This window comes from Dehalobacter sp., from assembly GCF_030063005.1.
Taxonomy (GTDB): Bacteria; Bacillota; Desulfitobacteriia; order Desulfitobacteriales; family Syntrophobotulaceae; genus Dehalobacter; species Dehalobacter restrictus.
Genome location: NZ_JAPDHR010000050.1, coordinates 1 through 12,568, shown reverse-complemented (window position 1 = coordinate 12,568; position 12,568 = coordinate 1). Strand labels below are relative to the sequence as shown.

Here is a 12,568-nt window from a genome sequence, read left to right as displayed (position 1 = left end):
TATCAACATATGTCAACTTTTAACGTCACAACTATATAACGATAGCCAAATCCTGTCAATACAAATACTGTTCCTATTTTAATCCCATAGGTGCTCTATGGCTTCCCTGGGATTCTCATTCAAGGTAATCGGTCTGCCGACTACCAGATAAGAGCTTCCGGCTTCCAGGGCCATGCGCGGGGTAAGAACCCGCACCTGGTCATTTTTTTCGCTCCAGGCCGGCCGGATCCCCGGTGTTACGAGAAGAAAATCTTCTCCGCATTCCTCCCGGAGAATTTTTGCTTCCTGCGCGGAAGAAACGACCCCGTTCAAATTTGCTTTCCTGGCGAGCATTGCCAGTTTCAGTACCTGCTCCTGCGTACTGCCCTGCACCCCGATCGATGTCAAGTCTTCCTGTCCCATACTTGTAAGGACGGTTACGCCGATAATGGTTTTGCCGGCCTTATGGCCGACCTCGGCCGCTCTGGCCATCATTTCGTATCCGCCGCTGCAGTGAACATTGATCATATCCACGCCGGAGGCGGTTAGCACGCTTAGGGTTTTTTCGACGGTAGTCGGAATATCATGCAGCTTAAGATCGAGAAATATTTTAAATCCGAGCTCTTTGAACTGCTGAATCAGGCTTAACCCCGAAAGCGCATAAAGCTCAAGGCCAACCTTCAGCCAGCACCCGCAGCCGGCAAGTTCCCGGGCAATGTCCAGGGCTTTTTCTTTCGTATTGACATCCAAAGCCACGATGACCTTTTCATTTAAACTATGTGAAGTTTCCATTTTTTTCATCCTTTCTGCCCATGGGCAAGTCCGACGATTTCCTTGACCGACTGATAGCCTCTTTGATTGCAATAGGCCTTAATTCCTTCCAGAATTTCAACAGGCGCAAGCGGATTGCCAAAATTAGCTGTTCCGATGCTCACTGCCGAAGCACCTGCCAGCATGAACTCGATAGCATCCTGCCAAGTCAAAATTCCTCCCATGCCGATGACCGGCAGCTTTACAGCCTGATAGACCTGATAGACCATTCTGACGGCTACCGGCCGGACCGCGGGACCGGATAACCCCCCCATCGTGTTGGCCAACACCGGTTTCTGGGCATTGAGATCAATCTGCATGCCCAGAAGCGTATTAATCAAAGAAATGATATCCGCCCCGCCACTTTCCACAGCTTTAGCCATCGCTGTAATATCGGTCACATTCGGAGACAGCTTCGCAATCAACGGCAGATCCGTTTCCTTTCTAACGGCAGTGATGACTTCTTCCGCACTCTTGGGATCAGTTCCGAAAGCCATCCCGCCGTGTTTGATGTTCGGACAAGAGATGTTAACTTCCAGGGCTGCAATCCCGCAGCCGCGTTGGAAGGATGATGCCATCAGCGCATAATCTTCCAGTGAAAAACCCGAGATATTGACAATCACTGCTGTGTCCAGCAAGGCTAGCTCCGGTAGATAGTTTTTTAAGAAAGCCTCCAGTCCGGGATTTTCCAAGCCTACAGAATTCAGTAGGCCTGATGGAGTCTCCGCGAGCCTCGGTACAGGATTCCCAAGACGCGGAAGCGGTGTAATCCCTTTGACTGTGATCCCGCCGAGAACGGAGGGGTCATAAAACGGAGCATAGGCTTCACCGAAGCCATACGTGCCGGAGGCAGTGATGACAGGATTTTTAAGCTTTAATCCTGCCAGATCAGTCTCAAGATTAAATGTCTGCATCCCAGACCACCTCCTGCCCATTCATTACCGGTCCTTCTTTGCAGACGCGTTTTCGTTTCAGTCCGCCATTTGCATCTCTAACGGTACAGACACATCCCAAACATGCACCTACCCCGCAGGCCATCCGCTCTTCTAAAGAAACTTCGAGCGGAACATCGTTGTTCCGGCAAATCCCCGCGACAGCCTTCAGCATGCCGTTCGGACCACAAGCTGCAGCCCGCAGAAGGCCCTTGCTCAGTAATTGCTGCGTGTTTTTATCAGCTAAATACTTTTCGAGCAGTGCTGTAACTAAGCCTTCCTCTCCGCAGCTTCCGTCCAGTGTTGAAAGTTCAACATCCAAACCTTTTTGCAGCAGCAGATTTAAATCTGCACTGTCCAGAAAATCTTTGTTTTCTCCTCCCCAGAGGACTTTTATCTTTACTGGAACTTTCTGTGCGGCCTGGATCACAGAGAACAGCGGAAACATCCCTATTCCGCCTGCAATCAGCAGAAGCTCCCCTTTCTCCGGAATTGAAAAGCCTGTCCCCAGTGGTCCCAGAACACTTAGATATTGGTCTGTCGGTATCCTTGAAAGAAGTTCGGTTCCTTTCCCTTTGATTCTGTAGTAGATGGTCACTTCTCCACGTTCAGGGTCGATCCCGGCAATGCTAAGTGGTCTGCGCAGAAGCGGGTCACTCGTATCCGTGACCTGGATATGCAGAAACTGGCCCGGCCGAGCTGTTTTGGCAGCTTCTCCACTCAAAACAACTTTGTACAAACCCTGGACGGGATGTCCGATCCTTTCATTGAAGACGACTTTCTCCTTGAGGTCCATGATATGCTCACTCCTAGTAGATCGATTTTATTTGCAAAGGCCTTTCACCACGATGGATGACGCGCTGCCCATCCATTACGTTGATAAATCCTGCAGCTAGTGAAAGTGTTGCTCAAATAATTTCATTCAAGCCTGATTACCCCATATTAGGTCTGGGTGTCACAAGTTCCAGCGTCAAGCGGAGCATGGATGCGGAGCGCGGCTGTTAGCGCCATGGAGGGCGCTAGCTGCCGAAAGTGGAATTGTGACACCCAGACCAACCCCAGATACTTATGGGCTGTATATATTTGCTTATTTATTTTAAGAACATTATGCTAGCTGAGTGGTACGATGCTCGGTATGTTGGCCTCCAGAACATGCAGCCAGGCTTCGGCCGTATCCATACTGGTAAAGCACGGTACGCCGTGTTCAACTGCACTTCTTCGGATCGCAAAACCGTCGCTGGCAATGATTCTGCCGTGTGTGGTTGTATTTAAGACACACTGGACACGTCCTTTGCGGATTTTCTCAATGATATCGTCTGATCCGGAATGAAGTTTACCAACCGTGTCAACTTCAATACCGGACTGGCAAATCGCCTTAGCCGTCCCTTCCGTGGCGATGATTCTAAAGCCAAGTTTGGCAAAACGTTTGACCAGCCGTATCCCGTCTTCCTTATCGCGGTCGGCTAGGGTTGCAAGCAGCGTGCCGTAAACCGATATCTGCATGCCGGCGGCCATCAATGCTTTCTGGAGCGCTTTTTCATAATCATAATCAATCCCCATGACTTCTCCGGTTGATTTCATTTCAGGACCGAGAGAAGGTTCAACGAGCAGCAGCTTTGAGAAAGAGAATACCGGTGCTTTTACCGCAACCTTCTCTCCAACTGGCCACAAACCAGATTTAATACCCATGCTCCCCAGCTTCTCTCCAAGAATAACCCGGGTGGCCAATTCCACAATCGGCACGCCGGTAATCTTGCTTAAGAAAGGGACCGTACGGCTGGAGCGGGGATTGACTTCTAAAACATAGACCTGGTCTTTATAGATGACATACTGGATATTCAATAAGCCTTTGATCCGCAGGCTCCGGGCCAGCGAAATGGTTAAGTCCTCGATGATTTCTTTGATGTTGTCTGCAACCGTTTGCGGCGGATAGACCGCAATCGAATCGCCGGAATGAATGCCGGCCCGTTCCAGATGTTCCATGATTCCGGGAATGCAGACGGTTTCCCCGTCGGAAATCGCATCGACTTCGACCTCTTTGCCGAGAAGATACTGGTCGATCCAGATGCTTTGTCCCGGAAAATCCGCCAAAGCCCTTGCAAATACGCCCTGGAGTTCCTGAGGCTCATAAACAATTTGCATAGCCCTTCCTCCAAGCACATAGGAAGGACGTACAATCAGCGGATAACCGATATCCTCTGCAAGCTTTTCAGCTTCTTCCATGTTGGAAACGCATCCGCCGCGGGGCCGGCGAGCGCCCAGCTGCTGCAGAACTTCATCAAAGATTCCTCTCTCTTCTGCTCTGTCCGTGTCTTCGACCGTCGTACCAAGAATCCGGTAACCGCGTTCCGCCAGTCCTTTGCATAACCCAATCGCAGTCTGTCCGCCAAATTGGACGACGATACCCTCAGGTTTTTCTTTCTCGAGGACTGCCGTGACATCCTCAATCGTGAGCGGTTCAAAGTAAAGCCTATCGGCCGTATCAAAGTCAGTAGACACTGTCTCCGGATTATTGTTGATAATGATACTCTCAATACCTGCCTTGCGCAGCGCCTTCACAGCATGAACCGAGCAATAGTCAAACTCGATGCCCTGACCAATCCTGATCGGCCCCGATCCCAGAACGACAACTTTCCGTCGATCTGTCGGCTGGACCTCATCCTCGACATCATAGCTCGAGTAGAAGTATGGGGTCGTCGCTTCAAACTCCCCGGCGCAGGTATCGACCATTTTAAAAACAGGCTTCAGGCTGTTTTGGATCCTGAAATCATAGACCTGCTGCTCATTTGCATGCCAAAGACGGGCAATCTCGCGGTCGGAATAGCCCAGCCGCTTGGCCTTTGTTAAGGCTGTTAAATCCCAGACCTGCTGCTTTATTTCTGTGGATGTCCTGACAATCCCTTCTATTTTCTTCAAAAAGTAAGGATTCCACGCATTTAACTGATTAATTTCATCTACAGTCCATCCCCTGCGGAAAGCTTCCGCGATCACGAAGAGCAGATTATCTTCCGGCAGGCTGCATCTTTTCCGAAGAAGTTCATCGTCGATGTACGCCATCTCTTCGAGCAGGATGCCGTAGGCTTTCGTTTCAAGGGAGCGCACCGCCTTTAAGAGGGCCGTCTCCAAATTGCGGCCCAAACCCATAACCTCTCCGGTCGCCTTCATTTGTGTACCAATCCTACGGTCGGCATCAGAAAATTTATCGAAGGGCCAGCGCGGGATCTTCACGACCACATAGTCGAGGGCAGGCTCAAAACAGGCCGAAGTCTTCCCGGTTACCGCATTCGGCAGTTCGGCCAGCGTATAGCCAATCGCTATTTTGGCAGCCACTTTCGCAATCGGGTAGCCGGTCGCTTTGGAAGCCAGCGCGCTCGAACGGCTCAAACGCGGATTGACCTCAATGACACAGTATTCAAGTCTTTCCGGATGCAGCGCATATTGAACATTGCAACCTCCCTCAATACCGAGGGCCGCCACGATTTTCAGGGCCGAAGTCCGAAGTGTCTGAACTTCCTTATCCGTAAGCGTCTGACAAGGCGCCATGACGATGCTGTCACCGGTATGGACGCCGACAGGATCCATATTCTCCATATGGCAAACCGTAATACTGTTGCCGCAGCTGTCCCGCAGCACCTCATACTCAATTTCTTTCCAGCCGGCTACGCTTTTTTCGATCAGAATCTGCCCAATCATACTGGCTTTGATTCCGCTGGCGGCAATCGTTGTCAATTCATCCGCATCTTTGGCGATCCCGCCGCCGGTACCGCCCAGCGTGAATGCCGGCCGAACAATCACCGGATAGCCAATTTCTTCAGCAAATTTTAACGCTTCCTGTACATCCGAAACAATCGAGCTTGCCGGGATCGGTTCCCCGATTTCGTTCATCAAGTTCCGGAAAAGCTCCCTGTCCTCCGCCTTGCTGATGCTCTCCAGCGGCGTTCCCAAAAGCGTAACGCCACAGCGGTCCAGAATACCGGCTTTGGCCAGCTGAAAAGCCAGGTTCAGTCCGGTTTGGCCGCCCATAGTCGGAATGAGTCCGTCGGGTCTTTCCTTCTCAATAATTCTCTCCAAAAACTCCAGTGTCAGAGGCTCGATATATACTTTATCGGCAATTTCCTTATCCGTCATAATAGTAGCCGGATTGGAATTGACCAGAATAATTTCCACGCCTTCTTCCCTTAAAGCCCGGCAGGCCTGCGTTCCGGCATAGTCAAATTCAGCCGCCTGTCCAATCACGATGGGTCCTGAACCAATCACCATGACCTTCTGCCAATTTTGTTTTGGCATTTACATTTCCCCCCATTTAGCGTTCAGTATCTCTGCAAAGCGGTCAAATATTTCATCATTTTCCTCAGGGCCCGGTGCAGCTTCAGGATGATATTGCACAGTTAAAACCGGATATTTTTCGTGCTTCAGGCCTTCAACTGTGCCATCATTCAAATTCGCATACATGATGTTAAACCCAGTTCCTCGAAGCGATTCTTCACTGACAGCATAACCATGGTTCTGAGAAGTCATGGTTACTTTGCCCGTTTCTTTGTTCTGAACAGGATGGTTCCCTCCGCGATGCCCAAACGGCAGCTTGTAGGTTGAAGCGCCCGCGGCCATTGCCATAATCTGATGACCCATACAAATTCCCATAATCGGTAATTCTGCAATCAGTTTCCCCATATTCTCAGCGATCTCCGGCAAACGGGCTGGATCTCCAGGTCCATTGCTCAGCACAAGTCCCTGGGGCCTCAACTCCATTATTTTCTGAGAGGGAGTCCCTGCAGGGAAAACATGCAGCCGGTAACCTCTTTTTTGCAGGCAGCGCAAAATATTCTTTTTGGCGCCAAGATCAAGTACGGCCAACTCCGGACCGTTACCGGGAATGACATATTCTTCGTCGGATGTCGCCTGGTACACCCAATGTTTTTCAGGGTCAAAATCCTGCGGCGTGCTTTTCTGCCAGAACGCTGCGGCCTGTTCCAATTCCTCGACCATTATGCCGGGCATCGTCCCGTTGTTCCGGATATAGCGGGTTAATGCCCGGGTATCAACGCCTTTTAAGCCAGGGATATTCTGTTTCATACAGAAATCCTCCAGGCTTCCATCGGCATGCAGGCTGCCTTCGCCAGCCGAGAGCTCCCGCACGATGATACCCTTAAGCAGTACCTTGTCCGCTTCGCTCTCTTCATTATGCCAGCCGTAGTTCCCGATCTGCGGGTGAGTAAATGTCAGGATTTGTCCGGCATAGGACAAATCGGTGATCATCTCCTGATATCCGCACATTGAAGTATTGAATACGACTTCCCCTTTGATCACGTGGTCTCCACCAATCCAGGGGCCAAATTTTTCTCCTTCGAAAGCTTTTCCGTCACTTAAAACCAGCCAGGCCATTATGCTTCCTCCTTATTGTCTAAAAGCTTTCTTCCAGCCATTCGTATTTTTCCGCCGACAATGGTCATTACTGGAAATCCCTGCATCTCCTGTCCCAGGAAAGGGGTATTCTGCGACTTTGTCTCCATTGTCTCCGCAGAAATCATTTCCCGGTATTCCGGGTCAAACAGAACCAAGTCGGCCTGACTCCCGGGTCGAAGCGTTCCGCCCGGCAGGCCGAAACGGCGAGCCGGGTTCACCGACCATAAAGCGATGACCTGATCTGGGGTTATTTTCCCTTTTAACACCAGGTTCTGCCAGACTGCGGCTAGGACTGTTTCCAGCGCGTTGATCCCAAACGGTGCTTCGGCGAAAGGCCGGGTCTTCTCTTCCCAGGTATGCGGGGCGTGGTCTGTCGCCAGCATATCGATCGTCCCGTCCAGCAAGCCTTCCAACAGCGCAATCTGGTCTTCTGCAGAAGGAAGCGGTGGATTGACTTTATAAGAGGCATCGGTCAGGCTAACATCCTTATCCATAAAGATCAGATGGTGCGGATTCACTTCGGCCGTTACATCCACACCCATTTTTTTTGCTTCTCTGATAATCTGCACACTTTCTTTGGTCGATACATGCGCAATATGGAGTTTCCCCCCTGTTTCAGCTGCCAGCAGCACATCCCTGGCCACCATTACGCTCTCGGCGCTTGCTGGGATTCCTCTTAAGCCGAGTCTCGCACTCATTTCACCTTTGCGCATCACACCGTGTCCGGCCAGGCTGTCATCTTCACAATGACTGATGATCGGGCAGCCAGTTAGTTTGGCATATTCCAGTGCCAGACGCATCATCTCAGCGTTCTGGATTCCTTTACCGTCATCGGAAAACGCCACTGCTCCGCCGTCGAGGATATCCATCATCTCGACCAGCTCTTTGCCAAGAAAACCTTTCGTTACCGCCGCGATCGGATAGACTCTGGCCATAGCGGCGCGTTCTCCCTGCAGCCGCACAAATTCCGTTAGCGCACGGTTGTCAACAATCGGCGTTGTATTGGCCATGGCGAGTATCGAGGTAAATCCTCCTTTTATCGCAGCTCTGGAACCGCTACGGATATCTTCCTTCTCCTCTTGACCGGGTTCGCGGAGATGCACGTGCACATCAATTAGACCGGGGAACAAATATTTTCCTTCCCCCTCAACCTGTAGCACATCGTCAAGCCTCTGGGCTTCCAGCGCTTCCAGAACGTCTGCAGGCTGCAGGCTCCCGGCTGATTTCACAATAACGCCATCTTTAACCAAGACATCATTGATCCCGGACAATCTTTGGGCCGGGTCAATCACATACGCATTCTTAATCCACAACACTGCCTGTCCCTCCTATCAACAAGTAAATCAAAGCCATCCGAACGGCAACACCGTTGGTGACCTGCTCTTCAATCACAGACTGCACACTGTCAGCCAAATCACTCGTAATCTCGACACCTCTGTTCATCGGACCGGGGTGCATGATAATAGTATCTTTGCCGGTTTGTTTTAACCTTTCCAGGCTAAGACCGTATAACCTGCTGTATTCCCGGATTGACGGAAAGAGGCCGCTTTGCTGCCTTTCCAACTGAAGACGGAGAGCCATCACCGCATCGGCCCCGGGCAGTTCTTTATCCAAATCGTAAGAGGTCTTCACACCAAGGTAATTCATTTCCGATGGCAGCAGCGTCGGCGGGCCAACCAAAACGACTTCCGCACCAAGTTTTTTCAGTCCGAGGACATTGCTCCGCACAACTCTAGAGTGCAGCACATCGCCGACAATCACAATTTTCTTGCCTTGAAGTTCGCCCAGTCTTTCCTGCATCGTAAAAAAGTCCAGCAAGGCCTGAGTCGGATGGGCATGCTGGCCGTCACCACCATTGATCACGCCGGCTGAAAGCTCATCGGCGAGGAACCCTGCCACCCCTGAGCTGCCATGCCTGATGACTACCAAATCGACTTTCATGGCCTGAAGGGTCTTCGCTGTATCCAGAAGGGTTTCCCCCTTACTTACACTGCTTTGGGCAACTGCAATATTTGACGTATCTGCTCCAAGGATTTTGGCCGCAGTCTCGAAGGAAGTCCTGGTCCGGGTGCTGTTCTCATAAAAAAGCATGACCACAGATTTTCCTCTGAGTGTCGGTAATTTCTTATTGGGTCTTGCCAGAATCTCTTTCATCGGAGCCGCAGTCTTCAAGATATGTTTGATTTCTTCCGCTGTCAGTATGTCCAGATCAAGCAGGTCCTTGTGCTTCCAATTCATGCGTACGCCTCCCATCAATCATTAAAAATTCCTCCAGCCAAAGGGCAGGAGGAATTGAATAATCAACTTTCTCGCTTTCCCTTGGCTATCTCTCAGGATAACATTTAAAGGGTTGGACTCAAAATGTTCGTTACTTTTTTTCCTGTAGGAATACTTCTTCACTTCCATCCGTTTCTTCCAGGCACACAGAAACAATTTCCCTGCTGGAAGTCGGAACATTTTTGCCGACATAATCGGCCCTGATCGGCAGTTCCCGGTGCCCCCGGTCTACCAAAACGGCCAGTTGGATTTTCGATGGTCTTCCGAGATCCAGCAGCGCATCGAGCGCTGCTCTGACTGTACGGCCGGTAAATAAAACGTCATCGACCAAAATAACGATTTTCCCATCTAAGCTGAATGGCACTTTGGTCTCATGCAACACAGGTTGAATATCAATCGTACTCAGGTCGTCTCTATAAAGTGTGATATCAAGCAGCCCGAGAGGAATCGATACACCCTCAAATTCTGCAATCCTTTCCTTAATGCGTTCCGCTAAAGGGACTCCCCTCGTCCTTATCCCGATCAGGACAAGATCTTTCGTTCCCTGATTCTTCTCCAGGATTTCATGGGATATCCTGCTAATCGCTCTGCGGATCCCGTCCGCATCCATGATCCTGTTTTTTGGCGTACCTTCCATTTGAGTTCGCCTTCTTTCAAAAATAATAAAGCTGCCTGCAGGAGCAGACAGCCATACTTCACGTACAACATTTTATCTGCCTTACCTGCCTCACGGGACAATTTTAAAGGCAACTGATTCAATTTTATTATAATTTAGTTTAGTGTACTATGCACCAAATGTCAATCGCTATTCTTTAGCTTTTCCAGAACGTCCCGAAATGATTCGGGTGGATCTGCCGTAAATGTCATCTTTTCTCCGGTCCTCGGATGAATAAAACTCAGTGTCTCGGCATGAAGAACCTGCCCAGTCATGCCAAAAGGATTTTTTTTTGGCCCGTAAAGCGGGTCTCCCAGCACAGGATGTTTCAAATAGGCCATATGTACTCTGATCTGGTGGGTCCTTCCTGTATCCAACACCGCTTTGATCTCGGTAAATTGCATAAATCGTTCCAGTACATAATAGTGCGTCACCGCATTGCGGGAATTCTTAAAAACAACCGCCATTTTCTTACGATCCTTTGGATCTCTGCCAATGGGTGCATCCACAGTTCCCGACGGTTCAGACATCAGCCCGTGAACGACAGCCCTGTAGCTTCGTCCAACACTGTGCTCTTTAATCTGATGGGCAAGATGATGATGCGCGTCATCCGTTTTAGCAACGACCAACAGCCCGGAAGTATCTTTGTCGATCCGGTGAATAATTCCCGGGCGGATGACACCATTAATCCCGGAAAGGTTTTGGCAGTGATACAGCAGTGCGTTGACCAGCGTTCCGCTCCACGCACCAGGAGCAGGATGCACCACCATGCCCTGAGGTTTATTGACCACAAGAAGATCATCATCTTCATACACAATATCCAGCGGTAATTCTTCAGGCAGAACATCCAGCTTCTGCGCAGGAGGAATACTGATCTCAATACGGTCTTCTTCCTGAACCCGGTAATTGGCCTTCTTAGGCTGGCTATTGACAAGCACGCGTTCCTGCTGGATAAGGTTTTGTATATAGCTTCTGCTCAGTGAGGTGCATTCCGCCAGCGCCGTATCCAGCCGCTGGCCGGGAGCTACCTGAACAAACTGCCATTCCTCGCTGTCCGGCTCCTCAATAAAATGATCCTGCGTTTCATCTTCAAAATAATGATTCGTCATTTGTATCCTCTTTCATTCGCATCAAAAGTATAATCAACAAGATACCGCCGATGACAATCATGCTGTCGGCGATATTAAAAATATAGGACCAGACCTTGAAATCTAGAAAATCAATCACTTTTCCGGTAAGCAATCGGTCCCAGAGATTACCGAGCGCTCCGCCCCCGATCAGACCCATGCTTACCCGCATAAGCCTTTGTCCGTGCGGCACTTTTCTTTGAAAATAGAACAGGGCGGCAAGAACAATTACAGAAACAGTGACCAGCACCCACTTTTGGCCCTGCAGCATGCCAAAGGCCGCACCGGGATTCAATATATATGTCAGATGGAAAAAGCCCGGGATAACGACCCGGCTTTCTCCCAACGTCATATTGCTTTGAACGACCCATTTACTGAGACGGTCTAAGACTAAGACAACGATCAGTGTTACCCAGGTATATAAGAATGGCAAAAGGTTACCCTCCATCTAATGAATCATTAATCCTCAATGATCACCGTTCCGGTGTCTCCGTTTTTAAGCCCCAGCGCATTCGCTTCATCGGTATCGATGTGCAGATCAAGTGCATAAGTTGATTTTACTCTGACCAGAACGTTATGAAGAATGCCGCCACGAGGTCCTTCAAAAAGCACTTTTACCATATCCTTATCCTTGATACCATACTGCAGCGCATCGTCTTCACTGGCATGGATATGACGCATCGCAGCAATGACTCCGCGTTCCAGACTTACTTTTTTATCTCCGGCTGAAATATTAATACCGGGTGTCCCTTCGGTATTACCGGAATCTCTTGCCGAAATGTTTAATCCCAGTTTAATCGCGTCTGTCACAGCAAGTTCAATCTGGGTTTCATCACGGGCAGGCCCCAGGACACGGACTCCCTCAAGTTTCCCTTTGGGACCGATCAGTGTTACAGTCTCTTCAGCCGCAAACTGTCCGGGCTGACTTAAGTCTTTCTTTTTAGTAAGTGTACTGTTTTCACCAAAAAGCTGGTTGATATGTTCCTCCGAAAGATGAAGATGACGATTGGATATTCCAACCGGAACAGAAAATGTACGCATGATGTTCACTCCTCAATGTTTGTTTGAATGATCGCTCCATGGTCCATGATCGCAACAATTGCTTGTCAAGAAGCTTTCCGATATAAATGACCGCAATACTTTAATGTTTCTATTATAAACCAGATAGCTGCAGATATCCTGCATCGTACGTTTAAGATTCAAAAAACTTCTTTGTCTTCAAAGACTCCGATTCCGGCAGATCTGGTAATGGGAATACTAGGGAACCACTGATTAATAACGTTTTTTATCATCCCAATAAATAATAAAGTGGGATAATCCCAAGTTAGCGGCCCTATCGCCGCCGATTTCAGCTGCCTTTTCCGAGTAATTCTCGAAAAAAGGCG

11 protein-coding genes are annotated in these 12,568 nt (G+C 49.6%); all 11 read right to left on the bottom strand.

Annotation, left to right across the window (positions count from 1 at the left end):
- Positions 1–78: 78 nt before the first annotated feature.
- The 11 genes from pyrF to pduL all read right to left on the bottom strand — a co-directional run bounded on the left by pyrF (position 79) and on the right by pduL (position 12,224).
- Positions 79–771, bottom strand: a complete 693-nt coding sequence (gene pyrF / locus OKX56_RS12480; RefSeq protein ID WP_019226788.1) for an orotidine-5'-phosphate decarboxylase — start codon at positions 769–771, stop codon at positions 79–81.
- Between the two features lie 5 nt (positions 772–776).
- Entirely contained in the window at positions 777–1,703 is a 927-nt protein-coding gene (locus OKX56_RS12475; protein WP_019226789.1) for a dihydroorotate dehydrogenase, read from the bottom strand.
- Positions 1,690–2,517 carry a dihydroorotate dehydrogenase electron transfer subunit gene (locus tag OKX56_RS12470; protein ID WP_019226790.1) on the bottom strand — a complete coding sequence of 276 codons (828 nt, stop codon included), beginning with the start codon at positions 2,515–2,517 and terminating at the stop codon, positions 1,690–1,692. The genes OKX56_RS12475 and OKX56_RS12470 overlap by 14 nt, the downstream gene beginning before the upstream one ends.
- A 314-nt stretch (positions 2,518–2,831) precedes the next feature.
- A complete protein-coding gene (gene carB, locus OKX56_RS12465; protein WP_019226890.1) occupies positions 2,832–6,008 on the bottom strand; it encodes a carbamoyl-phosphate synthase large subunit in 3,177 nt (1,058 codons plus the stop codon).
- Positions 6,009–7,103: a carbamoyl phosphate synthase small subunit gene (locus OKX56_RS12460; RefSeq protein ID WP_019226891.1), complete on the bottom strand. Its 1,095-nt coding sequence runs from the start codon at positions 7,101–7,103 to the stop codon at positions 6,009–6,011.
- Positions 7,103–8,440 (bottom strand): dihydroorotase, encoded by a 1,338-nt coding sequence (locus OKX56_RS12455; RefSeq protein ID WP_019226892.1) that lies wholly within the window; start codon positions 8,438–8,440, stop codon positions 7,103–7,105. The genes OKX56_RS12460 and OKX56_RS12455 overlap by 1 nt, the downstream gene beginning before the upstream one ends.
- Complete coding sequence (locus tag OKX56_RS12450; RefSeq protein WP_019226893.1) at positions 8,427–9,362, bottom strand: aspartate carbamoyltransferase catalytic subunit; 936 nt, start codon at positions 9,360–9,362, stop codon at positions 8,427–8,429. The genes OKX56_RS12455 and OKX56_RS12450 overlap by 14 nt, the downstream gene beginning before the upstream one ends.
- A gap of 130 nt (positions 9,363–9,492) precedes the next feature.
- Positions 9,493–10,038 (bottom strand): bifunctional pyr operon transcriptional regulator/uracil phosphoribosyltransferase PyrR, encoded by a 546-nt coding sequence (gene pyrR, locus OKX56_RS12445; protein ID WP_019226894.1) that lies wholly within the window; start codon positions 10,036–10,038, stop codon positions 9,493–9,495.
- Between the two features lie 161 nt (positions 10,039–10,199).
- Positions 10,200–11,165 (bottom strand): RluA family pseudouridine synthase, encoded by a 966-nt coding sequence (locus tag OKX56_RS12440; RefSeq protein ID WP_019226895.1) that lies wholly within the window; start codon positions 11,163–11,165, stop codon positions 10,200–10,202.
- Positions 11,146–11,616, bottom strand: a complete 471-nt coding sequence (gene lspA / locus OKX56_RS12435; RefSeq protein ID WP_019226896.1) for a signal peptidase II — start codon at positions 11,614–11,616, stop codon at positions 11,146–11,148. Before lspA ends, OKX56_RS12440 begins: the two co-directional genes overlap by 20 nt.
- A gap of 26 nt (positions 11,617–11,642) precedes the next feature.
- Positions 11,643–12,224: a phosphate propanoyltransferase gene (gene pduL, locus OKX56_RS12430; RefSeq protein WP_019226897.1), complete on the bottom strand. Its 582-nt coding sequence runs from the start codon at positions 12,222–12,224 to the stop codon at positions 11,643–11,645.
- Positions 12,225–12,568: the final 344 nt, after the last annotated feature.

What these genes read in the sequence shown, in the direction of transcription:
- OKX56_RS12440 (WP_019226895.1), bottom strand. Translation starts at nt 11,165, where the DNA reads ATGACGAATCATTATTTTGAAGATGAAACGCAGGATCATTTTATTGAG.
- OKX56_RS12450 (WP_019226893.1), bottom strand. Translation starts at nt 9,362, where the DNA reads ATGAATTGGAAGCACAAGGACCTGCTTGATCTGGACATACTGACAGCG.
- OKX56_RS12475 (WP_019226789.1), bottom strand. Translation starts at nt 1,703, where the DNA reads ATGCAGACATTTAATCTTGAGACTGATCTGGCAGGATTAAAGCTTAAA.
- carB (WP_019226890.1), bottom strand. Translation starts at nt 6,008, where the DNA reads ATGCCAAAACAAAATTGGCAGAAGGTCATGGTGATTGGTTCAGGACCC.
- pyrR (WP_019226894.1), bottom strand. Translation starts at nt 10,038, where the DNA reads ATGGAAGGTACGCCAAAAAACAGGATCATGGATGCGGACGGGATCCGC.
- pduL (WP_019226897.1), bottom strand. Translation starts at nt 12,224, where the DNA reads ATGCGTACATTTTCTGTTCCGGTTGGAATATCCAATCGTCATCTTCAT.
- OKX56_RS12470 (WP_019226790.1), bottom strand. Translation starts at nt 2,517, where the DNA reads ATGGACCTCAAGGAGAAAGTCGTCTTCAATGAAAGGATCGGACATCCC.
- pyrF (WP_019226788.1), bottom strand. Translation starts at nt 771, where the DNA reads ATGGAAACTTCACATAGTTTAAATGAAAAGGTCATCGTGGCTTTGGAT.
- OKX56_RS12460 (WP_019226891.1), bottom strand. Translation starts at nt 7,103, where the DNA reads ATGGCCTGGCTGGTTTTAAGTGACGGAAAAGCTTTCGAAGGAGAAAAA.